This window comes from Rhizobium sp. ZPR4 (assembly GCF_040215725.1).
GTDB lineage: Bacteria > Pseudomonadota > Alphaproteobacteria > Rhizobiales > Rhizobiaceae > Rhizobium > Rhizobium rhizogenes_D.
The window spans coordinates 996,215-1,018,675 of record NZ_CP157968.1 but is presented as its reverse complement, the minus strand read 5'-3'; the positions used below and the strand labels follow the sequence as shown (position 1 = coordinate 1,018,675).

The 22,461-nt window shown below is 58.0% G+C and carries 22 protein-coding genes and 1 pseudogene; 10 read left to right on the top strand and 13 right to left on the bottom strand.

Features of this window, described 5'->3' with window-relative positions; all coding sequences use genetic code 11:
* Nucleotides 1–66 precede the first annotated feature (66 nt).
* The 6 genes from ABOK31_RS24250 (at nt 67) to ABOK31_RS24225 (ending at nt 5,021) form a co-directional block, all read left to right on the top strand.
* Nucleotides 67–891: an alpha/beta hydrolase gene (locus tag ABOK31_RS24250; protein ID WP_349959195.1), complete on the top strand. Its 825-nt coding sequence runs from the start codon at nt 67–69 to the stop codon at nt 889–891.
* 166 nt (nt 892–1,057) lie between these two features.
* A complete protein-coding gene (locus tag ABOK31_RS24245; protein WP_349959193.1) occupies nt 1,058–1,948 on the top strand; it encodes an NmrA family NAD(P)-binding protein in 891 nt (296 codons plus the stop codon).
* 21 nt (nt 1,949–1,969) lie between these two features.
* Nucleotides 1,970–2,344: a hypothetical protein gene (locus tag ABOK31_RS24240; protein WP_349959191.1), complete on the top strand. Its 375-nt coding sequence runs from the start codon at nt 1,970–1,972 to the stop codon at nt 2,342–2,344.
* A 69-nt stretch (nt 2,345–2,413) separates the two neighbouring features.
* A complete protein-coding gene (locus tag ABOK31_RS24235; protein WP_349959189.1) occupies nt 2,414–3,130 on the top strand; it encodes an SDR family oxidoreductase in 717 nt (238 codons plus the stop codon).
* 109 nt (nt 3,131–3,239) lie between these two features.
* Nucleotides 3,240–3,701: a MarR family transcriptional regulator gene (locus ABOK31_RS24230; RefSeq protein ID WP_349959188.1), complete on the top strand. Its 462-nt coding sequence runs from the start codon at nt 3,240–3,242 to the stop codon at nt 3,699–3,701.
* Between the two features lie 699 nt (nt 3,702–4,400).
* A complete protein-coding gene (locus ABOK31_RS24225) occupies nt 4,401–5,021 on the top strand; it encodes a diguanylate cyclase (RefSeq protein ID WP_234910372.1) in 621 nt (206 codons plus the stop codon).
* On the opposite strand, the gene ABOK31_RS24220 is transcribed toward ABOK31_RS24225, so the two are convergent.
* Nucleotides 4,999–5,394 carry a hypothetical protein gene (locus ABOK31_RS24220; RefSeq protein WP_349961356.1) on the bottom strand — a complete coding sequence of 132 codons (396 nt, stop codon included), beginning with the start codon at nt 5,392–5,394 and terminating at the stop codon, nt 4,999–5,001. The two genes, ABOK31_RS24225 and ABOK31_RS24220, sit on opposite strands and share 23 nt — an antisense overlap.
* 160 nt (nt 5,395–5,554) lie before the next feature.
* Nucleotides 5,555–6,049 (bottom strand): histidine kinase, encoded by a 495-nt coding sequence (locus ABOK31_RS24215; protein WP_174182275.1) that lies wholly within the window; start codon nt 6,047–6,049, stop codon nt 5,555–5,557.
* Between the two features lie 730 nt (nt 6,050–6,779).
* Here ABOK31_RS24215 and ABOK31_RS24210 point away from each other — a divergent pair.
* Nucleotides 6,780–6,972: pseudogene (locus ABOK31_RS24210) on the top strand (IS6 family transposase); the annotation flags it as partial.
* Nucleotides 6,973–7,163: 191 nt separating this feature from the next.
* Here ABOK31_RS24210 and ABOK31_RS24205 read toward each other — a convergent pair.
* From ABOK31_RS24205 to ABOK31_RS24190, 4 genes are read right to left on the bottom strand one after another with little or no spacing between them, the layout of a single operon-like run.
* Nucleotides 7,164–8,153: a substrate-binding domain-containing protein gene (locus ABOK31_RS24205; RefSeq protein ID WP_349959185.1), complete on the bottom strand. Its 990-nt coding sequence runs from the start codon at nt 8,151–8,153 to the stop codon at nt 7,164–7,166.
* 53 nt (nt 8,154–8,206) lie between these two features.
* Nucleotides 8,207–9,250 (bottom strand): ABC transporter permease, encoded by a 1,044-nt coding sequence (locus ABOK31_RS24200; RefSeq protein ID WP_174182271.1) that lies wholly within the window; start codon nt 9,248–9,250, stop codon nt 8,207–8,209.
* Nucleotides 9,250–10,767 (bottom strand): sugar ABC transporter ATP-binding protein, encoded by a 1,518-nt coding sequence (locus ABOK31_RS24195; protein WP_349959183.1) that lies wholly within the window; start codon nt 10,765–10,767, stop codon nt 9,250–9,252. Before ABOK31_RS24195 ends, ABOK31_RS24200 begins: the two co-directional genes overlap by 1 nt.
* Nucleotides 10,764–11,762: a LacI family DNA-binding transcriptional regulator gene (locus ABOK31_RS24190; protein ID WP_174182460.1), complete on the bottom strand. Its 999-nt coding sequence runs from the start codon at nt 11,760–11,762 to the stop codon at nt 10,764–10,766. The genes ABOK31_RS24195 and ABOK31_RS24190 overlap by 4 nt, the downstream gene beginning before the upstream one ends.
* Before the next feature lie 193 nt (nt 11,763–11,955).
* Here ABOK31_RS24190 and ABOK31_RS24185 point away from each other — a divergent pair, with 193 nt between their 5' ends.
* Both ABOK31_RS24185 and ABOK31_RS24180 read left to right on the top strand, forming a co-directional pair.
* Nucleotides 11,956–12,396 carry an RbsD/FucU domain-containing protein gene (locus ABOK31_RS24185; protein ID WP_349959181.1) on the top strand — a complete coding sequence of 147 codons (441 nt, stop codon included), beginning with the start codon at nt 11,956–11,958 and terminating at the stop codon, nt 12,394–12,396.
* Between the two features lie 235 nt (nt 12,397–12,631).
* Nucleotides 12,632–12,793 carry a helix-turn-helix transcriptional regulator gene (locus tag ABOK31_RS24180; protein ID WP_349959179.1) on the top strand — a complete coding sequence of 54 codons (162 nt, stop codon included), beginning with the start codon at nt 12,632–12,634 and terminating at the stop codon, nt 12,791–12,793.
* A gap of 166 nt (nt 12,794–12,959) precedes the next feature.
* Here the strand turns inward: ABOK31_RS24180 and ABOK31_RS24175 are convergent, their stop codons facing one another.
* On the bottom strand, nt 12,960–13,850 hold the full coding sequence (locus ABOK31_RS24175; RefSeq protein WP_349959177.1) for a LysR substrate-binding domain-containing protein: 891 nt from the start codon (nt 13,848–13,850) through the stop codon (nt 12,960–12,962).
* 104 nt (nt 13,851–13,954) lie between these two features.
* Here ABOK31_RS24175 and ABOK31_RS24170 point away from each other — a divergent pair, with 104 nt between their 5' ends.
* On the top strand, nt 13,955–14,824 hold the full coding sequence (locus tag ABOK31_RS24170; RefSeq protein ID WP_349959175.1) for an NmrA/HSCARG family protein: 870 nt from the start codon (nt 13,955–13,957) through the stop codon (nt 14,822–14,824).
* A 280-nt stretch (nt 14,825–15,104) separates the two neighbouring features.
* Here the strand turns inward: ABOK31_RS24170 and ABOK31_RS24165 are convergent, their stop codons facing one another.
* The 6 genes from ABOK31_RS24165 to ABOK31_RS24140 all read right to left on the bottom strand — a co-directional run bounded on the left by ABOK31_RS24165 (nt 15,105) and on the right by ABOK31_RS24140 (nt 22,445).
* Nucleotides 15,105–15,395 (bottom strand): hypothetical protein, encoded by a 291-nt coding sequence (locus ABOK31_RS24165; protein ID WP_349959174.1) that lies wholly within the window; start codon nt 15,393–15,395, stop codon nt 15,105–15,107.
* 228 nt (nt 15,396–15,623) lie between these two features.
* Nucleotides 15,624–16,907, bottom strand: coding sequence for an NAD(P)-binding domain-containing protein (locus tag ABOK31_RS24160; RefSeq protein WP_349959172.1), 1,284 nt, complete (start codon nt 16,905–16,907; stop codon nt 15,624–15,626).
* A 429-nt stretch (nt 16,908–17,336) separates the two neighbouring features.
* Nucleotides 17,337–18,221 (bottom strand): formyltetrahydrofolate deformylase, encoded by an 885-nt coding sequence (purU, locus tag ABOK31_RS24155; protein WP_349959171.1) that lies wholly within the window; start codon nt 18,219–18,221, stop codon nt 17,337–17,339.
* A 35-nt stretch (nt 18,222–18,256) separates the two neighbouring features.
* Nucleotides 18,257–19,198: an electron transfer flavoprotein subunit alpha/FixB family protein gene (locus ABOK31_RS24150; RefSeq protein ID WP_349959170.1), complete on the bottom strand. Its 942-nt coding sequence runs from the start codon at nt 19,196–19,198 to the stop codon at nt 18,257–18,259.
* Nucleotides 19,199–19,222: 24 nt separating this feature from the next.
* Nucleotides 19,223–19,972: an electron transfer flavoprotein subunit beta/FixA family protein gene (locus ABOK31_RS24145; protein ID WP_349959168.1), complete on the bottom strand. Its 750-nt coding sequence runs from the start codon at nt 19,970–19,972 to the stop codon at nt 19,223–19,225.
* A 31-nt stretch (nt 19,973–20,003) separates the two neighbouring features.
* Nucleotides 20,004–22,445, bottom strand: coding sequence for an FAD-dependent oxidoreductase (locus ABOK31_RS24140; RefSeq protein ID WP_349959167.1), 2,442 nt, complete (start codon nt 22,443–22,445; stop codon nt 20,004–20,006).
* Between the last annotated feature and the right edge of the window lie 16 nt (nt 22,446–22,461).

The following is a 22,461-nucleotide window of genomic DNA, read 5'->3' as shown; positions in this document are numbered from 1 at the left end:
CCGCTACCCGCTGAATATTCATTATCACATATCATCAACCGCTGAGGCGCATGAACGGAGATCAACATGGGTATTCTTAAATTACGGGATGGCACCGAACTCTTCTTCAAGGATTGGGGAGCGGGTCAGCCGATCGTTTTCCACCACGGATGGCCGTTGTCGGCGGATGATTGGGATACACAAATGCTCTTCTTCCGCGAGAAGGGCTATCGAGTGATCGCCCATGACCGACGCGGTCACGGCCGTTCCACACAGACGGATGGCGGAAACGATATGGACACCTATGCCGCCGATGTCGCGGAGCTGGTCGAGGCCTTTGATCTGCGGGATGCGGTCCACATCGGCCACTCGACGGGCGGAGGAGAAGTGACGCGATACGTTGCTCGCCATGGCAAGGGGCGTGTTGCGAAAGCGGTGCTGGCTGGGGCCGTCCCCCCAATTATGGTGAAGACAGAAAACAACCCTGGCGGACTGCCGTTGAGTGTGTTCGACGGCATACGCGCAGCACTGGCGGCCAATCGCGCTCAGCTCTACCGCGACCTGCCGAGTGGCCCCTTCTACGGATTCAACCGGCCGGACGCCAAGCTTATCCCCGGCGTCGTCGATAACTGGTGGCGCCAGGGAATGATGGGCGGAGCGAAAGCGCACTACGATTGTATCAAAGCGTTTTCCGAGACAGATTTCACCGCTGACCTCAAGATGATCGACGTGCCGACGCTAGTGTTGCACGGCACGGACGACCAGATCGTCCCCTACGAGGATTCGGCGCCGCTCTCGGTAAAGCTGCTCAAGCATGGTCGCCTCAAGGTCTATTCCGGTTATTCGCACGGCTTGTTGACCGTCAATGCGGAGGAACTGAACGCCGATATTTTGGCGTTCCTCCGAGAATAACTGCTCGTCGTGCGCCATGCTGGGCGAAGCATCGCTTAGGGCAAACCTGCAAAGTCTCAATGAACGCGTGCGACCAAATTAGAGGCATATGCTCTCTTGAATATGAGAGCATATGCTCTTATTTGGAATAGTAAGCAGATGCTCCGAAACAGGAAAGGAAGAGACCATGAGCGAAGCAACCATTCTCGTCAGCGGCGCAACCGGACGGACCGGAGGTGCCGCGATCGACGAATTGCTGAAGATGGGAAAATCAATACGCGCCTACGTGCGCTCCGATGACGACCGGGCTGCGGCATTGAGGCAGCGTGGAGTCGATATCGCCGTGGGCGATTTCACGGACATCGATGACATTAGAGCCGCGATGGAAGACATCACGTCGGCCTATTTCCTTCATCCGATCGCACCCGGCATCATCGGGGCCGCCGCATATTTCGCGCAGGCGGCAAAGGAAGCGGGCGTTAAGGCAATCGTCAACATGTCGCAGATTTCGGCACGACGCGAATCGGCGAGCCACGCGGCACAGGACCATTGGTTTTCCGAACGGGTCTTCGACTGGTCCGGTGTTCCGACCACGCATCTTCGCCCGACCTTCTTCGCCGACTGGCTTGTTTATCCGCATTTTGCCAGGGAGATATGGGCCACGAAGAAGATCGAGTTTCCGTTCGAGAATGGCCGTCATGCGCCGATCGCGACCGACGACCAGGGCCGTGTCATCGCCCATATCCTGGCCAATCCGAAAGGCCACGGGGGCAAGACCTACACGCTCACCGGCCCGATCGAACTGAATCACGCTGAAATCGCCGCTGCGATGAGCGATGTGCTTGGCGCCAGGATCGAATACGCGCCGACGTCGATCGAGGTCTTCAAGGACAAGATGGAAAACCTCTACAAGTTTCCTTCTTTCCTTGTGCAGCACCTAGTTGAAGTTGCCCAAAATTATCGCGACGGCATCTTCGCAGGTGCCAACGATGCCGTCGAGAAGATCACCGGCAAGCCGGCCCTCTCGGTCGAGCAATTCATCGCCAATAATCGCGCCGCCTTCGCTAAAGCATCCTGAAATCAAGCTGGAGATTGAACCATGTCGAGTGCGAAAGACACACGTCACCCCTTTCTCGATGACCTCACCGAGGAGGCTGAATTGACCAGCTCGGTGCTGCGCGGCACCATTAAAGGGCGCGACACGATCCGCCTGGTCGTCGACACGGTCGGGACCTTCTACGCGTCACAGAAACCGACATTTCTTGAGACCGTCGGCTCGCGGCTGTTTCTCGAATATGAGGCCGTTCTGACGAACGGAGAGAGCCTGAGCGCCGTTGTCGTCGTCGACCACAATGCCGACGGGACGGTGCCCCACGTCAGCGTGCGGATGAGCCCCCTTGGTCCGTTGTTGTCACTCGCAGCTCATCTGCGAGAGACACTTTCCAAACAGTTGCGAGAAGACCTTTTTCTTTGAACTCAACCTTCGTGGGCGCAGTGTCGAACGTCAAATGCCTGGCCCGCGCTTTAGGAAAGATATTGCGTCATGGATATCACCAACGCCACCGTTTTCATTACCGGAGCCAATCGCGGCCTCGGCCTTGCTTTCGCGCGAGAGGCACGCGACCGCGGAGCCGCGAAGATTTACGCCGGCATGCGCAACCCGAGCGGTTTCGATGAGCCGGGCATCATACCCGTCAGGATCGACGTCACGGACCCGGCGTCGGTTGCCGCTGCCGCCGCAATCGCGAGCGATACAACGCTGCTTATAAACAATGCCGGCACCGCCGCCTTGATCGACGGACCACTTGCCAGTGATTTCGAAGCACAGTCGAAGCAATTGTTCGATATCAACTATTATGGCATGGCCCGCGTCACGCAGGCCTTCGAACAGATCCTGTCGTCCAAACCCAATGCCGGTATCATCAATGTCCTGTCCGACATCGTATGGCTGCCGCGTCCCTATCTCACGCCCTATGCCGCATCGAAGGCAGCGGCGTGGAGCTACACGAACCAGCTTCGCTTTCATCTCCGGGACCGTGGCATCGAGGTCCTCGGGCTGCATGTCGGCTTCGTGGACACGGATTTGACCAACGGCATCGACGTGCCGAAGTCCAGCCCGCAGGACGTCGTACGCAAGACCTATGACGCACTTGCCGCCGGCAAGAGTGAGATCATGGCCGACGAGGGCACGGCGCTGCTCAAAAGCACGCTTGCAGCCGAGATGCCCGGCTATATCACGCCGCCGGCAGGGTTGATCTAAACGCTGGAAACGACAAGTCTGGCAGTCTACTGGCAAGCCATCATCGGCGAAGGTCCTTCACTTCGCCGATGATGGCTTCAGTGGGCAAGAAAAACTGAAAGGAAGAGAGATGTTGTCAGCAGGCCAACCGCTCGGAATAGATCAATGCAACTGCTTTGCGGTAAGAAAAGCCAGCCGGCAGATTTCTCGTTTCTACGACAGCCATCTCGAACCCGTTGGTTTGCGCATCACGCAATTCCTGACGCTGGCGGCTCTCGACGAGGTTGAGAGCGCTGCGGTCAACGCCCTGGCCGAACGGCTCGATATCGAGCGGACTGCGATGGGAAAGATGGTGGGATTCCTGGAACGCGACGGCTTCGTGGCGATAAAGCCGTCGCCTACTGATGGTCGTTTTCGTCTCGTCGAGTTGACCGATGAAGGCAGGCGCCTGCACGAGAAGGCAGCTCCGCTTTGGCAGCAGGCACAACGGGAATTCGAACATTTGAACGGCGCCCCGAAGGTCGCAGCCTTGCGACAGGGACTGCGAGAGGTCGTTGTCAGCGAATTGGCGTCAAACCCGTCTGAAGAGTGAAGCACCGTGTTTCACTGATAGCAGCTGACATCGATTCTCGACTATTTCCCGGTCCTGAGAGAGATCAGGCACCTTCGCGGCCGATCGCTTGATTTCCTCACTCACCCGGTTCTCCTAATTTCATGAGGAAGAATCCTCATAAACTTGGTGTCTAATGTGTCCAGTTGGACTGGCGCGACTTCGGTATTGAACAGGCGATATCCGAGCGACGAAGGAGAGCTTCTATGTCTCGTTCCAAATGATTGCGGAGAGGCAGTTATTTTGGCCAGGTTTGCCAGGGCCGGGCCTGCGAGTGACCAATCCTCTGAATCGACAGTCCTCTGCTAAACCAATACCGCTAGACAAGATGAGACATGCGCAGGACCATGGACCGGGATAAAGCGCTGAGGTTCTGTCGGAAACCCAGCACCAAGCGCAAACAACGGTTCCGGATATGTGTTCGAAGACAGTTAGTTCGTGAAAACAACCCTGCGAAGCAACAAATTTTACTGGATTTCTTAAGCTGGCTTTTCCCGCCCCATGTTTAGCTGACACAGTATCAAGAACGGGTATAACTCCGATATGATTCTACAACAGCGACATCCCTCCGCCACCATTTTCAAAGCCCTGCGGAGGGCCACGCTCGGCGCGCTATGCGCCGTGGTCTGTTCCGTTGGTCTTTTACTTATATTAAACTTATTGATGCCGGATCGACCATTTTTGGTCGGATTTGTCGGTGCAGCACTTATTTCCGCATTTGTGACCTGTCCGCTGCTTTTTGTCTTGCAGCTCAACAACAGCACCATCCGCAAGATGCAGGAAAATGTCACCCAGGCGGCGCGCTACGACAGCGTGACGAAGACGCTGAACGGCACTGCCTTCGCCGCGGCCGTCGAGCACTTTATCGACCGGCGCAAGCATGCCGCCACCGATACCGGTGGTATCGTTCTCGCTGTCATCGTCGATACGCTCGACGATATCGGCCGCCGCTACGGGCCTCAATGGGCCGATACCGTGATGCAATCGCTTGCCTCGATCATCCAGTCCTCGGTTCGTCGTGACGATCTCGTAGCGCGGCTTGCGATCAACGAACTCGGCATTTTCCTGCCTGGCGCCACGGTCGAGAACGCCCTCGACATCGGCACCCGCATCCGCACAGGCGTTTCTGCGGCCACCTTCAGTGCCGACGGCGCGCCGCTTTCCGTCGCCATCCGCCTCGGCGGTACCTCCTTCGACGGCCCGGCCGACTTCAACCAACTCCGCCAGCTCGCCGACCAAATGGCCTTCGAGCGCGGCGACGAGGACGACGACATCCCGATCAGGGTGCTGCCGGCCGCGTGAGGCTGGCGACCTGATCGCCGCGGCAGCCACTGCATAGGCCCAAACGGCGAGGTCCGTCTTTGATCCGGCGTGAAAGCCAGCTCGGATCTGGGTTGGCCTTCTCGATCCGCCGAGGCTGATCAGACATCGAGGGATGAGATGTCGGGGTAAGATCTCGTTCAACGGTCCTGGTGACGGAAACCTCGATTTCAACGGCCGCCGTCACATATTTCCACATCGCGACGAGCAGCTTTCCCGGCAAGGGCGGTGATGGTTGTTTCTGAGGGCGCACTTGGTTCGCCTTACCCCAATCGAGATTATTGCGCGTGCGATCTGGCTCTATGTCCGCTTCAATGTCAGCCTGCGCGAAGTCGAAGGATTGATGCTCGAACACGGTGTTTTCGCGATGACCGCAGTTGGTTCAAAATAACAAAGCATTTCATAGGCTGCCTCCACCCGGCCGAATCATCGCCGGGTGGAAAGAAGGTCAAATCAGGGCGGAATTTAACAACCCACCGGCAGCGGCGATAAGTTTACCGCTGCCACAGACTGGGTCACTCAACCGGCTTGATCGAGGCGACGATTGCCTTGACTTCAGCATCGTGCTTGTCTTCGTCTCCCTTGTCTCCCCAATACGTCACCACGAGAGCGTTGTCAGCGCTTACCTGTACGATGAGCAAGCCGACGCTAATTGGACCGTTTTCATCCTTACCATCCCACTCCAGGGTGGCCATCTGCATACCGTTGACCTCGGTGGCGGGCGTCTCCTTTTGAGTAGAGGGGTCAATCGTCACTTTGTTTTTTGCAAGAAAATCGATCGCGCCGGTAACAACTTTCTCCATGGATTTGTCGCTGGCGACCTCGGCTGAAAGATAGACCGCAGAATCCTCCGAGGTTCCCTGGACGCCGCCGTCGGTTTCCTCCGGCTTCCAGCTATCTGGAATGGTGATACTTGCGACGGGCTTGTCACCAGGAAATGTCAAGGTCGCCGCGTGCGCGGTGAGAGGAGACGTTAATGCAAGCAAGGCCAATGCGATGATTTTCTTCATGGTAGAATCCTTAGAGCTTAAAGCCGATATACAGGGCGGCCATGAGATCTCTAAATACAACATATTAATATCATGACCACTTATCGAACAAAGCAACAAGCTTAAATGGAATAATCCCAACTGATATATGCCGTTGTTACTGGCACGCTCAGCCAGATATTAATCTATAGTTGTGAGCCGTATCTTTATAATCGATGATTGCGCAAGGATAATTAGCTCGCGGATATTAAATTCCATGCTAAATTCACCCACGGTTACGCCTGATCGTCTTCTTACGGTCGGCACCGACGAAATTTTCCGATTGCGGGTTCGAAATCGCAAGCAGCCGATAATCGTCGCGTTCAGCTCTTCAATCTCGGTGCTCTTACGAGAAAACCCTGAAAATCAGGAGGGCACACATGGAGGACGCCAATTAGGAGCGAGCTGGATCATGCGTTGTTAGCGCACTCCTTGACTGTGACAGCATGCAAGATTGCCGCCTTGATTTGTGCGAGCTTTGTCCGATGCGACGCTGGGAATGGTCAATTCGCACAATTGAAGGGCATTTAACGAATTTTATTACCATCCTTTCCAAATCGAAGGCATGCCGAGTCTCACGACGCTTTACCCCCGATTTTCATTTGAGGGTGATCCGTTCAGTCACGGGGAACCAATCGATGAATCTGCTATATCGATCTCGAAGCAGGGTAACGATGAAATGCAAAGTTGGGTGAGATCTCGACGCAAATGAACAGCCTATGCGACGATCAAGGGCCTCGAGGCCATACACGCTTTGCGTAAGGGCCAGGCGGCGATTTTCTATCCGACAGGCGACATCTGTGGTTAAGTACGCATCGTTAAACGATGCCTTCGGCGTCGGGCCGAGCGCGCTGACAGAAGCCGTAGTTATGCTCGCTCTGGATCTGGAAGCGCAGGCCGCCTGACGGCGGAGAAGACAAGACTTCTTCAGCGATTTCGACGTTTGCAGCAGAGCCGATCTCGGTGGAAAGGAGACCGGCACCCTTTGAAGCGGACGTTGTGCGAAGCTGCCTTCTGTAGTAGCCAAGAGGCGGTTATCATGCGATCCGCTCAATCCGACTAGACCCTGCGCCAAGCCGGATTGAGCTGTCGAGTCCTACTTGCCCATCATCTGCTTCGCATTGTCGGGCGTAATCGCGGTTGTGTCGACCGTCACCGTTGCAGGCACCGACGACGCACAATCCAGCAATATCGACTTTGCCATGTCGATCGCCTCTTTCGCGCCTGTCGGATATGTGAAGGTCGCAGACCAGTCGCCCTTCGCGACCGCTTCGATTCCGCCTGCCGGACCCGGCAGGCCATCGGTACCGATGATCTTCACGCTCTTTCCGGCACCCTTTGCGGCAAGCAGCGCACCCGCCGCCATCATATCGTTGCTGGCATAGACCATCTTGATATCAGGATGGGCCTGCAGCATCGCAGCGAACGCCGTCTGCGCTTTATCCGGCAACCAGTCAGCCGCCTGTTCCGCCACGATCTGGATCTTGGAATTGGCCTTCACGCCATCTTTGAAGCCATTGAGCCTTTCGACGGCGGGCGTTGAACTCGGGAGGCCCTCCAGCACCGCAGCCTCGCCGCCATCCGGCAGAAGCGTCTTGCTCGTATATTGACCCGCGGCCAATGCGATCTTGTAGTTGTCTCCACCGATGAAAGATGTGTAGTCCTTGCCAGCTTCGCCGTTCGTCTTCCTATCAAGTTCGACGACCGGGATACCCGCGTCCATCGCCCGCTTGACGGCTGGCGTGAGCGGCGCAGCCTCGAAGGGCGAGATCAACAGAAGGTCGACCTTTTGGGTGATGAAATTGTCGACCTGCGATGTCTGCGTGTTGACGTTGCCGGCACCGTCGGCAATCTGCAGCGTGAACTGCGGGACGGCCTTGGCGGCTGCCTGCAGTTCATCGTTGACATGCTGGCGGTAGGGTTCCGCATTGTTTGCCTGCGAAAAGCCGATCACGAATTCGCCATTCTTGGCACAGGCTTTCACGAGCGGATCAGCAGCCTGAGCCACGTTGACAATAGCCAGACATGAGCTCGCCAGCAGGCCGATGCGCCAGGCATTTGATAATCGAAGTGCATTCCGTGTCATTATTTTCTCCTCCACGTTAATCCCGGCTCCACCCTCCGGGAGATGCCACCAGACTACCTTCCCAATCCTTCGCGGCGGCGAACAAGGGATTGAAGGACTGCCGCCAGAACGATGATTGCCGCTGTGGCAAGCAACTGCATGGCTGGCGTAATGTTGTTGAGCTGAAGAATATTGGCCAAAGCACCCAGCATGATCGTACCGGCGATTGTTCCGACCATCGATCCGGAGCCGCCGAAGAGGCTAGTGCCTCCAATGACGACAGCCGCGATGGCCGTCAGTTCGTATCCGGTCCCATCATTGGCACTTCCGAAATTGAACTGCCCGGCATGAACGATGCCAGCCAGCGCGGATGCAAAGCCTGTAATGGCGTAAACGGCGATCTTGATTGCCGAGACCGGAACGCCTGAGATGCGAGCAGCGCGCTCGTTTCCGCCGACGGCATAGACGTAACGGCCGAACCTGGTTGTGTTCAGCACAAGCGTGGCGACACAGGCAAAGATCAGAAAGACGATCGTGGCCACCGGAACGACATTGCCGAATAGTCGACCACCCAGAATGGCAAAGATGGGTGGCGCGAGACCAGGACCATCGCCATAGGAGATATTGATATATTGATTGCCCGATACGACGAGTGCAAGCCCGCGAGCCGCCTGTAAACCGGCAAGGGTCACGATAAATGCCTCAAGCCGAAACTTGCTTGAAATCGCTCCCTGGACCAACCCGAAACACGTACCCATCAGCAGCACTGCGAGCACCGTTGTAATTAGCCCGAAACCGCCTGAGACCATCAACGTTGCTGTCACGACGCTCGCAAGACCAAGTGTCGCTCCGACCGAGAGGTCAATCCCGGCGGTGATGATCACGAACGTCATTCCGATCGCGATGATGCCAGTTTCGGACACTGCGCGGACGATATTGGCGATGTTGTCGGGTTGAAGAAACAGGATGACACCATGTCGGCGCGGCGAGAAAATGATGCCGCCCGCGAAGACAAGGATAAGGCCGATCAAGCTTTGGAAGCGGACCATCACCGCGAGCGGATCAATGCGCTTGGCGGGCTGAATCGCTGGACTGGACGTGATTTGCTGTTCGGACATCAGGCCTCCCTCCCGTTGGCAGCCGCCAGGACTTCATGTTCGCTGACGCCGTCAGAAAACTCAGCAACGCTGCAGCCGTTGCGCAGAACCACTATTCGATCGCACAGGCCGATCAGCTCGGGCATTTCGCTCGAAGCGACAAGAATCCCCAATCCCTCGGAAGCAAGCTTGCGCAAGCGGGTGTAGATTTCTCCCTTTGCACCGACGTCAACGCCGCGCGTCGGCTCGTCGAGAAGCAATAGACGCGGATTGCCCTGCACTTCCTTTGCGAGAACGACCTTCTGTTGATTGCCCCCTGAGAGAGCGCCGACCGCGATACCGGGATTCTTCGGACGGATGTCGAATTGGCCGAAAGAACTCTTGATCGCATCCTCTTGGCGTCGCGCAGACAGCAAGCCATTTGGTGATATCCGGCGGATGATCGACATGACCAGATTGAGACCTACCGACATGCGCAGCATGAGGCCGGCCCCACGCCGGTCGTCGGTTACGAATGCCAACCCTGCCCTACGCGCAGCCGCGATCGATTTGAGCCTGGCCGGCCTGCCCTCAATCGCAATCTCGCCCTGCCAATGGCCCGGCACGCCTGCTCCATAGAGAGCGCTCAAAAGCTCGGTTCGACCCGCCCCCATAACGCCAGCGAGCCCGACGATTTCGCCACGCCGAACATCCAGATCGACTTTGACTGGCGCCTGCCAACCGGGAGACGCGCGATGTGGATGGAAGGAAGCCTGCCGCATCCGCAAGAGCACGTCACCAACACCATCTGCGCGGCGCGGATAAAGCTCGTTCAAGGGACGTCCGACGAGAAGCTGCACCAGCTCGGCCTGCGGCGCGTCCGGTTCGGTGACACCAGCCACCTTGCCGTCGCGCATGACCGTTACCCGGTGAGCGATCTGAGGAACCTCCTCAAGACGGTGCGAGATATAGACGATGCCAACGCCAGAGGACGCCAGGCTACGCATGATGTCGAACAGCCGATCCACTTCGCCGACGGTCAAGGCCGCCGTCGGCTCATCCATAATGAGGGCTTTCGATGCGTAGGAAAGCGCCTTGACGATGGCGACGACCTGACGCTGGCCGATGGAAAGCTCACTCACGAGCTGGCTCGGATCGATAGATCGATCGATCGCCTCCAGCCTTTTGCGCGCCTCGTGCAGCATTGCCTTGCCGTCGAGCATGCCGTGCGGATGAACAAGCTCGTGCCCGAGAAAGAGATTGGCAGCCACGCTCAGGCTCGGAACAAGGTCCAGCTCCTGGAAGATCGTTGCGATACCCGCTGCTTGCGCATCGCGCGGGCCGTGAAATCGAGCGGGTTTACCGTCGATGAAGATCTCTCCCTCGTCCGGCGTATGCACACCGGACAACAGGTTCATCAACGTAGATTTTCCGGCACCGTTTTCACCAAGCAGTGCGTGGATTTCGCCAACCTTCAGTTCGAAATCCACCCCGCGCAGCGCCTGAACCCCGCCGAAGCGCTTGACGACACCTTTTGCTGAAAGAACAACCTCGCTCATGCTGCCTCTCCACACGATTCACGCAGTCGCAAAACCGGCGACAGTCGAACGGTTTGGCAGGGGCGACGCTTGTTGCCTATCCGCTCGATCAGCAAGTCCGCGGCCTTCCGACCGATCTCATCGCAAGGCTGGGCCATCAGCGTCAGGCGCGGTTCGAAATAATCTGCCCATTCGAAATCATCGATCCCGAGCACGGAAATATCCGCGGGGACGCGAAGTCCCCGTTCCCGGATAGCCCTCACAGCTCCGATCATCGTGAGATTGTTCGATGCGAGAATGGCGGTTGGCGGTTCCTTCAAATCGAGCAGACGGTGCGTCGAAGCAGTGGCGTCAGCGGTGTTGTTATTGCTGTCGCTAATCAAGTCGTCCGGCACCTCTATTCCATTTTCCGTCATTGCAGCCCGGAAGGCATTCATTCGCTCCACGGTCGTCGCAAAACCGGGCTGCCCAAGAATGATCCCAACTCGTTTATGATGGAGCGTCACGAGATGATCGACGAGCGTGCGAATGGCAGCGACATTATCGGTCCCGACCTGGTCGAAACGGCTATCGGACAGCCTGTCAACGAGCACACAGGGAAGGTCGGATTCGATCAGGTAATCCAGCGATTTCTTAGCATCGCCCGAAGGAGCAAGAATAATGCCGTCGACGCGGCGCTGATGTAGGTGCTGGACCAGCTCCAGCTCGCGATCCGGGTCATCCTGCGTGTCACACAGGAACACGATCAAGCCTCGCTTGGAACATTCGGCTTCAATCGCGCAGATAATGTCACTGAAGTAAGGGTTCGAAATCGCCGATATCGCGAGGCCGATGGTGCCCGTGGAGGAAAGCTTGAGCGAGCGAGCGAGGGCATTGGGGATGTATCCGATCGCCTCCACAGTATCCATCACGAGCTTCACCTTCTCGGGCGAGACATAGCGCGTCTTGTTGAGAACATGCGAAACCGTGGAGACCGAAACCCCAGCCGCCTTTGCCACTGCGGAAATAGTCGTCATGAGCGCACTCCGGCTCTCACCGGCAGCGCAACAAACAGGCTTTTCAAAGTATCCTCCCAAGCGGAATTCCAACCTCCAAGAGGCCTCCCAGGATCCGCTAACGTGGCAACGCTAGCGTCATCGAAACGTTTGCGCAATCGTTTTTTTCTGATTATCGTTCTTAGTGGAGATGATCTCCTGGGAGGGAATTGTCATGCTGAAGGGTGTTCCGCCGTTCATTACGGCCGACATATTATGGATCATGGCCTCCATGGGTCATGGCGACGAACTGGCGATCGTAGATCGAAATTTCTCGGGCTTTCGCGTGTCGGCTCAGACCACCAGCGGAAAGCTCGTCATCTTGGAAGGTATCGATGCGCCGACTGCGGTTCGCGGGATACTTCAGATGATGCCTTTGGATACGTTCGTTGAAGCGCCACTCATGCATATGGAGGCCAGCGATGCACCAGGTGAGTTGCTGGAAGTGCACAGAGACGTTATCGCCGAGTGCAGTCAGGCAGAAGGGCGTTTGATAGTGAGCCAGCCTGTCGAAAGGTTCGCCTATTATCCCATCGCGATGCGAGCGTTTGCAGTTATCCAGACGGCGGAATCGCGCCCCTATGGGAACTTCATCCTTAAGAAGGGCGTGATCTGATTGGCGCCGGCTCCACGATTGGATCGATCAGGAGCCAGCGCCCTTTGTTCCTTGAGCAGTTCGTTCAATGTCACCTTTCCCAGTTTTATAATACGTGGCTTTATGAGCTGCCAAATGTTGTGTTTCCGCCATGGATGTACGGCAGCGAATGGCACTGAATCTGAGGCGAATACGGGTTATGCGGGGAATCTCGCAGGATAACCTAGCGCTTGAGGCCAATGTTAGGCGTGCCTAGGTGGGCTATCTTGAGCGCGGCAATAAGAACCCGACGGTCACGACCCTTGAGAAGATCGCTGAAGCGCTGTCTTGCGATATCTCGGAGTTCTTCGTTCCGGTGGCCGACCATCTCGTCTCAGTTAAGCCGCTGAAGAGCGGGCGGAAGCCTGTGTGCGGCTAATATTTACCGGCACTCAGCCGCAGGCTTAACAGGCTCGAATGTGATCAGTGAACATCCGAAGACCGTTCACGCAGCTTTTGCCACTTCTGATGCATCCACGCCTGGGCAACGGCGAGGCGAGCCTGATTGATTGGTCCGTGCACGCTTTCGCTTCGGCAAAGCGGCATCATCCCACATAGGCGGCAAGTTCCTCAGGCGCCCCTTTCGGAAATACGTCCTTCAGATAGTCCAGGAACGTCGACACTCGGGCGCTAAGGAGCCTCCGTGTCGGATAAAGTGCCCAAAGCGCGGTCTCAAATCCCTCCACCTCGCCCCAGCTGACAAGCATGTCAGCGGCCAGATCGGGGATGGCGAGTGATAGGGGCAAATGTGCCGCGCCGACCCCGGCGCGAACGGCATCGCGAACCATGGTGAATGAGGAGAGGCTCAAAACCGGCTTTGCCGCGAGACGCGACTTGCCCAAAGGCGTCGTTACCTCCCACGTTTCAATCTGGTTGATTGTGCCACGCACCACAGCTGGTACCGGTTCGCCGTCTGAGGGGCGCTGCAGGTCGGGACTTGCCACGACGACCAGCCGATCGCGTAGGAAAACGCGGCCGACAAGACTTTCATCCGGCTCCGGATTGACGCGAATGACCAGATCGTAGGCTTCTTCAATCATGTCGACAGCCCGGTCTTCCGTCGTAATCTCGAGCTGAACTTCGGGGTATTTCAGCACGAATCCAGCCGCTAGCCTTCCCAACGCCGTCTGCGAAAACAGCAGCGGTGCGCTGATCCGCAATCGACCGCGGGGGCTATGTCCGCCCGATGCGATCGCCCTTGTCGTTTCCTCAAGCTCGGTCAACAGCGCCCCCGTTCGCGCAAAGAGGGTCCGCCCCTCCTCCGTGAGCTTCAGCGCCCGTGCACCACGCTCGAACAGGCGCAGCTCGAGGCTTGCCTCCAGCTCGGCCACCCGCCGCGACAAGGTTGCCTTCGGACGGCCGGCAGCGCGAGCGGCCTTGCCGAACCCGCCATGGCGGGCAACCAGATTGAAATCGGCGAGAGCGAGCAGATCCATGCGTTCCACCAGTGAGACGGTGCGTCCAGATATAGCGTCTATCGGGATCAATGTGGATCATTAACTTGATGGCTGTCAACTGAACCCCAACCGGAGTAACCACAATGACCATCCTCGTTACTGGCGCCACCGGCCGTGTCGGCCACCACGTCGTCGATCAACTCGTCAAGCGCGGCGCAAAGGTCCGCGTGCTGACTCGCGATCCCTCGAAGGCCAATGCGCCAGCCGGTGTCGAAGTCGCTCAAGGCGACCTGCTCGACATCGATGCGCTGCGCCGCGCCTTCCATGGCGTAAGCACGCTCTTCCTGCTAAACGCAGTTACCGGCGATGAATTCACCCAGGCCATCATCACGCTCAACATCGCCCGCGAGGTGGGCGTGGAACGGGTCGTCTATCTGTCGGTGTTCGAAGCCGATCGGGCAGTGAACGTGCCGCATTTCGCTGTCAAGTTCGGCGCCGAGCGCATGCTCGTGCAGATGGGCTTCAGCGCTACCATCCTGCGCCCAACCTATTTCATCGACAATGAGCTGATGATCAAGGATGTGATTCTCAATCACGGCGTCTATCCGATGCCGATCGGCAGCAAGGGTATTGCCATGGTAGACGCCCGCGATATCGCCGAGGTTGCCGCGATCGAGCTGATCCGTCGCGATCAGGCTCCAAGCAAGCTGCCGATCGAGACGATCAATTTGGTCGGCCCCGACACGCTGACCGGCCCGGACGTTGCGAAGATCTGGTCGGATCTGCTCGGTCGCCCGGTTGTCTACGGCGGCGACGATCCCAGCGGTTTCGAGCAAAACATGGCGGGCTTCATGCCCAAGTGGATGGCCTATGAGATGCGCCTGATGGCGGAACACTACGTCAGCGATGGCATGATCCCCGAGAGCGGCGACGTCGAGCGGCTGACGACGATTTTGGATCGCCCGCTGCACAGCTATCGCGACTTCGCGGTCGCGATAGCGACCGGGGCCTGAGATCCCGCTGTTGGAAGAAATCCGCAAGGCGTTCGCTGGTTCGGATCATTCGTCCGCTGATGCAGGCAGGTTCGGGCGGGCCGGCTCGGACTTGGATCTAGGGCTCGGCTTCACGGTGCCGGCCAATTCGGGTCTTATCCAGCGTTTGAAGACGGGTGCGCTATTCAAAGGGGGGCGATCAGTTTACGCCGTTCGAGTGCGGAAGTTCATGCTGGTTACCCCGCACTCGATTCTCTCCGATGATTCAAAGGGTTGGGAGCAAGCACCCGCATCGGCGCTGTTATTCACAGCGCCTCATGGTTTTGGTGACCTGATCGCCGTTTTCATCCGTGCGGGTAACGCTCCTTGTCGTGCATCGGCCACGATCATTATAGCGATCGTAACGGTCACGATCGCGAACCGATCCGACGGCGATGCCCCGATCGCTTAGCGCAACATACGGATGGTGATGGCGATGGTGACGATAGCCTTGATCATAGGAAGGCCCGTCGACGATGATCTCTTCCGCAGCCGCAGGCAAAGCAGCACCGATGGTGATGGCGGCCGCGCAGGCAATAATTATCTTTCGCATTTGCGTATCCTCCTTGATTTCCCTCATGATCAACTGCCAAAGTGGAATAATGTTCCAGCCCGCCAGCCCGAGCGCCGGGCTTGCACAAAAGCTCGCTAACATCCTGACTGGCGCTGCCGTCATCTTCGGGAAGCTATCAAGGCGTCATCGCCGCGCATTTAAATTGAGCTTTTGGACCGTCTCGACCGAGACCGTGGAGCTGCGCCAACCTATATGTTTTGGGCCAGCTCAGCTCCGTCCAGACGAAACGATTTGCGCGCGGGCCGTCGCTGCGATCGACTTTGCGATCTGCAATGCCTCGATCCCAATCTGGCGAAGAAGGCCCGTGGTGGCAGGATTGAAGCCGCAGAAGTACAAATTGTCCTTTCCCGGTTGAAGCTCGTCCCTGGCCGGCTTCCCGCCATTCGAAAGCCGGTCTGCCAAATCCGGCAGAAGTGTCTCCAAAGACGGCCTATAACCTGTCGCCAGCACAATCGCATCGAATTCCGCCGATCGATCATTGGCGAAGAGCACGTTGGCACCGTCTGACATTTCGATGCCGGGGAACATCTTGATCCGACCATCTCTGATCTTCGCAATGGTACCAATATCGATCAAGGGAGTCCGGCCTTGCTCTATCATCGTGGTCACAGGGCCTTTCTGGGAGCGCTTGAGACCCAGTTTCTCGATATCGTGGTAGCGTAGATGTAGAAAAGGCGCGTTAACTGCATCAACCATTCTGTACGGAAAGCGTTGTTGAAGGATGGCGATCGTCGCGCTTGGCACGCCTAATATCTCCCTTGGAACGACATTGACCGGGCCGCGGACCGACATGGCAACATCAAGACCCGCTTCGGCGCATTCCAGCGCAATCTCTCCCGCCGAGTTTCCGAAGCCAACTATCAGGATTCGACCTGCGCCGAGGGCAGACGCGTTCCGGTATTCGGAAGAGTGGATAATGTTTCCTGGAAAATTGTTCTGACCGGTCCAGTGTGGTCTGACAGGAGCCTTCGATAGACCGGTCGCGATTACGACAGCTCGCGCCTCGAACACATCGCCCTCTGTGGTCTCGACAATCCAGTCAGTCTTTTTGGCTACACGAGCGACGGCCTTGTCGGTGAGAATTCGAAGGTTGTTTGCCCGCGCATAGCTTTCGAGATACTCGATGACCTGCAGTCGCGACGGATATCTTGGAAAACCGGCGGGCATCGGTCTCCCCGGAAGCGCTGAGTAACTTTTATCAGTATGGAGATGAAGACGATCATAGTGCTGTCGCCACGATGCGCCGAGGCTGTTCGTCGCTTCAAGGATTAAGGAGCGGCAGCCTCTTGACCGGAGTGCCGCGGCGCATGCCAACCCCGCCGGGCCTGCACCGATTATGACCGTCTCCTCATCAGCCATGTGCAATTCCTCAAATAAGCTCCTGTCTTCAACACCTGAGGCTACACCATCATCGGGCTTCAAGCCTATACCGGCAAGCGCGATGTCTGCGATGCCATTGGTATTGCCGGCTTCGACGAAGAGCCATCCCATGTCGCCCGAGCGCTGAACTTTCCCGATCGTTTACGCAGGAAAGCCCAGCAGATTGTCATTGTGGCAGCGCTCAAGGAAATGACGCACGCGGTCTTGAGGGCAGTGCACTCGCACAGCCGCTCATCAGAATTATCTTCAATGATTGCGGCCTTTTGTAAGATCTTCCCCAGAACGTCGCGACAGCAAGCGCGGCGACCGCTATTCGCTCATCGACGAGCTTCCAACAGCGGTAGCAAAGTAGGCTTGCTTTTGATGCGATCAGAGCCGTCCGCCTATCGATTGCTTTGTTTCTTTACGCAATCAAAGGCAAGTGATCAGTGCCTTCGCTAAGGATTACGAGATATCGCTTATAGGAAAAAACGCGACCTCGCTCGCGGCTCGCCACATCCTCATCCACTTCCCGTCGATCACTGTTGCGAGCGTCATCACTCACCCCATGCGCTCGGAGGCATAGGACCCCGGACTTGCCGGGAAGACGACGGTGCGGTTGCCGTTGAGGAAGGTGCGGAAGTGGATATGCGCATGGATGGCGCGGGCCAGCACCTGGCTCTCCACATCGCGGCCGATCGAGACATAGTCCTCGGCCGACTGCGCATGCGTGATGCGCGCCGTGTCCTGCTCGATGATCGGACCCTCGTCGAGATCGGCCGTCACATAATGCGCCGTCGCCCCGATCAGCTTCACCCCGCGCTCATAGGCCTGCTTGTAGGGGTTCGCCCCCTTGAAGGACGGCAGGAAGGAATGGTGGATGTTGATGATGCGGCCCGACATCTTCTGGCACATGGAATCCGACAGGATCTGCATGTAGCGGGCGAGCACGATCAGCTCCGTGCCGGTCTGCTCGACCACATCCATGATCCTGGCTTCCGCCTCCGGCTTGTTGGCCTTGGTCACCGGAATATGGTGGAAGGGGATATCGTGGTTGACCACCACTTTCTGGTAGTCGAAATGGTTGGAGACGACGCCGACGATGTCGATCGGCAGGGCGCCGATCTTCCAGCGATAGAGCAGGTCGTTGAGGCAATGGCCGAAGCGCGAGACCATGAGCAGCACCTTCATGCGCTTCCTGGCATCGTGGAACTCTGACACCATGGCGAACTTCTCGGCGATCGGCTTGAAGCCTTCCACCAGGGCTGCCTCGCCGACACCTTCCTCGGAGATGAAGGAGACGCGCATGAAGAACATGCCGGTATCGAGATCGTCGAACTGGCTGGAATCGACGATGTTGCAGCCCTCGCCGGCCAGATAGTTCGAGATCGCTGCAACAATCCCACGTGTCGATTGGCAGGATACGGTCAGGACATGGCTCGTCATGGCGGTTCACCGCTTATACTCAACGAAACCCTCATCTACGACGCCTTTTGCAATTCCGGCAGGGCTTCGAAGAGGTCTGCGACGAGGCCATAGTCGGCGATCTGGAAGATCGGGGCTTCCTCGTCCTTGTTGATGGCAACGATGACCTTGCTATCCTTCATGCCGGCCAGATGCTGGATGGCGCCGGAAATGCCGCAGGCGATGTAGAGCTGCGGTGCCACCACCTTGCCGGTCTGGCCCACCTGCCAGTCGTTCGGCGCGTAGCCGGCATCGACGGCGGCGCGGGAGGCGCCAACGGCGGCACCGAGCTTGTCGGCAACCGGCAGGATGACTTCCTTGAATTTTTCCGCCGAGCCCAGCGCACGGCCACCGGAGATGATGATCTTGGCGGAGGTCAGCTCCGGACGATCCGAAGACGACAGCGCATCGCCGACGAAGGTGGAAAGACCGGGATTGGCCGCAGCCGATACCGTCTCGACCGAAGCCGAACCGCCTTCGGCAGCAGACGCGAAGGAGGCGGTACGCACGGTAATCACCTTCCTGGCGTCGGTCGACTGTACCGTCTGGATGGCATTGCCGGCATAGATCGGCCGCTTGAAGGTGTCGGCGGAAACGACTTCGATGATCTCCGAGACCTGGGCAACGTCGAGCAGGGCGGCGACGCGCGGCAGCACGTTCTTGCCGACCGAAGTCGCGGCACCGATGATGGTGTCGTAGGAACCGGCCAGCGAAACGATCAGCGCCGCCAGCGGTTCTGCGAGATTGTTGGCAAGGCTGGCATCCTCGGCAACCAATACCTTGGAGACGCCGGAAAGCTTGGCAGCCTGCTCGGCCGCAGCCTTGGCGCCCGCACCGGCAACCAGCACATGGACGTCGGCTCCCGATGTGCTGGCGATCTTCGTTGCCGCCGTCAGCGCCTTGGCAGTCTGGTCGGAGAGATGGGCATTGTCGTGATCAGCCAGAAGAAGAATGGCCATGATGAAGTCTCCTTTTCCTGGACCTTAGAGAACGCCGGCTTCGGTCTTGAGCTTTTCGACCAGCTCGGCAACCGACTTGACCTTGACGCCCGCCTTGCGGCCCGAGGGCTCTTCCGTCTTCAGCACCTTCAGCCGCGGCTCGGTCGATACGCCGAAATCGGCCGGCGACTTCTTGTCGAGCGGCTTCTTCTTGGCCTTCATGATGTTCGGCAGCGAAGCATAACGCGGTTCGTTGAGGCGCAGGTCCGAGGTGACGACAGCCGGAAGCTTGACCTCGATCGTCTGCAGGCCGCCATCGACTTCGCGGGTGACCTTGGCGCTACCATCGCCGATCTCGATCTTCGAGGCGAAGGTGGCCTGGGCCGAGCCGAGCAATGCTGCCAGCATCTGGCCGGTCTGGTTACTGTCGTCATCGATCGCCTGCTTGCCGACGATGATGAGGCCCGGCTGTTCGGCGTCTGCAACACCCTTCAGGATCTTGGCAACCGCGAGCGGCTCGACTTGATCGTCGGTCTCGACCAGGATGGCGCGATCCGCACCCATGGCGAGCGCCGTTCTCAGCGTCTCTTCAGCCTTGGCTGGCCCGATCGACACGACCACCACTTCCTCGGCCTTGCCGGCTTCCTTCAGACGCAGCGCCTCTTCGACCGAGATCTCGTCGAACGGGTTCATCGACATCTTCACGTTCGATAGCTCAACGCCAGAACCATCCGGCTTCACGCGGATCTTTACGTTGTAGTCAACGACCCGCTTAACGGGAACCAGTATCTTCATGATGTCCTCTCCTGAACTCGACCTTGGTTGTTCACATGCGACCGCGCAGGGCATTGGGATCATAGGGTGATTCAGCGATCACGCGCGCCTTGCGCATCTCCCCCAGGATCGGCACCCCGAGTTCGGTCCCGGGATTGCCAAGCTCGACGGGAAGCAGGGCGAAAGCGATGTCGCAGCCAAGCGTATAAGCGTAACCGCCGGAGGTAATACGGCCAGCGAGCTTGCCATTGTGATAGACACCTTCATGGATGAACGAACTTGCTCCGTCCGTATCGATGGAAATCGTGACCGACCGTTGTCTGGCGCCCTCTTCCTTCTGACGCAGCAATGCTTGCTTGCCGATGAAATCTCCCTTGTCCAGCCGAACGAAGCGGTCGAGACTGCTTTCCCAGGCTGTCAGCTCCGGGTTCATGTCGCGATACATGGCACGATAGGATTTCTCCAGCCGGAGCGATTCCAGCGCCTGCAGACCGATCAAACGCAGGCCGTGCGGCTTGCCCGCCGCCAGCAAGGCTTCGAGTAGATGACGCTGATAGCAAAGAGGATGGTAGAGTTCCCATCCCAGTTCGCCTTCGTAGTTCACGCGCAATAGACGCACATCGCTAGCAAGACCAACCGTGCCCGATTTAACCCCGAACCAAGAAAAGGCTTCGTTGGACAGATCGAGTTCAGTGAGCCCCTGCAGCACTTCGCGTGCCTTGGGTCCGACGATGGTGAAGCAACCGCGCTCGTTGGTCACATTGCGCAGGTGAACCGTCCCGTCCCTCGGAAGGAGCTTCGATAGGTCGTCGAAATTCCAGCGCTCGGCCCGTGGCGTCGAAATGAGGTAGAATGTACCGTCTTCAAGGCGGGAGACGATATATTCCGCCTGGACACCGCCATTCTTGGTCAAATGATGACTGAGATTGACGCGGCCGATCTTCGGGAGGCGATTGGCGAGGATGCCATCGAGCCACACTTCGGCGCCTGGACCGGAGACCTCGAACTTCGTCATCGGCGTCATTTCGACGAGACCAACGGCGTTGCGCACCGCACCGACTTCCTCGCCGACATACTTGCCTTTTTCCGTCCAGCGCCAGCTATGCTGGTCCTTGGCCTCGACGCCTTCCGGCGCGAACCAACCCGGCATTTCCCAACCGTTCAGGACACTCCAGACCGCGCCGTGCCGGGAAAGAATATCATAGGAAGGCGCCGTCTTCTGAGGGCGGGCCGCCGGCATGTCCTGACCCGGATAATGCTGCTCGGCATGGGTCCCCCAGCTTTCGCGCACCTTGTGCCGCGTCCATTCCTTATTGGCATAATCGCCGAAGCGACGCGGATCGAGCTCCGAAGTATCGAGACTATTGGCGCCTTCGACAATGCGTTCCGACAGGTAGTAGCCGATGGCGCCGCCCCATAGGATGCCGCCCGGCACGCCTTCGGCGACCCACACATTCTCCAGCCCCCAGGCCGGGCCTACGAGGGGCAGCTCATCAGCCGTCATTTGGAACGGGCCGCGCACATTCGCCTTGATGCCAGCCCGACCGAGAGCGGGAACAAGTTCCATGGCACGCTCCCAGTTCCACGAGACGGAATCGAAATCCTCCTCCAGCAAGTCGGCGCCGAACCATTCCGGAACGCCGTTCTCCGCAAAGAGCTTCAGATGCTCGGTCTTTTCATAAGGTCCGAACATCAGGCCGTCACCCTCCTCGCGCAGATAGCCCTCGAAGCCTTCATCGCGCAGGATCGGCATTTCCGGCAGACCCTGCCGCTTACGCTCCACCACTTCCGGCACTGCGTCGGTGATCCAGTATTGATGAACAATTGGGATTGCCGGAATTTCAAGACCGAGCATGGCGCCTGTCTGGCGTGCATAATTGCCGGTCGCCGAGATGATATGCTCGCAAATGATCTCGCCGTTGTTGGTGAGAATCTTCCATCCGCCTCCCGGCAAGCGCTCGAAGCCACGCACTTCGGTGTTGAGGTAGATCTTGGCGCCACGATCGCGTGCACCCTTCGCCATTGCCTGGGTCACATCCGCCGGCGCGATGTGGCCGTCATCGGGATGGTAGAGTGCCGCCAGCATGTCCTGGTTGTTTTCAAGGAGCGGCCAGAGTGCGCGAGCCTCCTGCGGCGTCACGAGTTCGGCGCGAATACCCTGAACCGCGGCAACACTCATGTAGCTTTTGTATTCGTCCAGCCGATCACGCGTGTTGGCAATGCGCAGTTGTCCGCATTTGTGCCAGCCGACATGCTGACCGGTTTCCGCTTCCAGACCCTCATAGATCTCGATAGTCTTTGCGATCATCCGGCCGATATTGAGGCTGCGGGCGTAAGAAGGGATGAGGCCGGCTGCATGCCAGGTGGAGCCGGCGGTCAGTTGCGTGCGTTCCAGAAGCGCGACATCCGTCCAACCCCGTTTGGCGAGACCATAAAGAATGGCGGCGCCGACACAACCACCACCGATGACAACGGCGCGAGCATGAGTTTGCATAGAGAGTTCCCGAGTT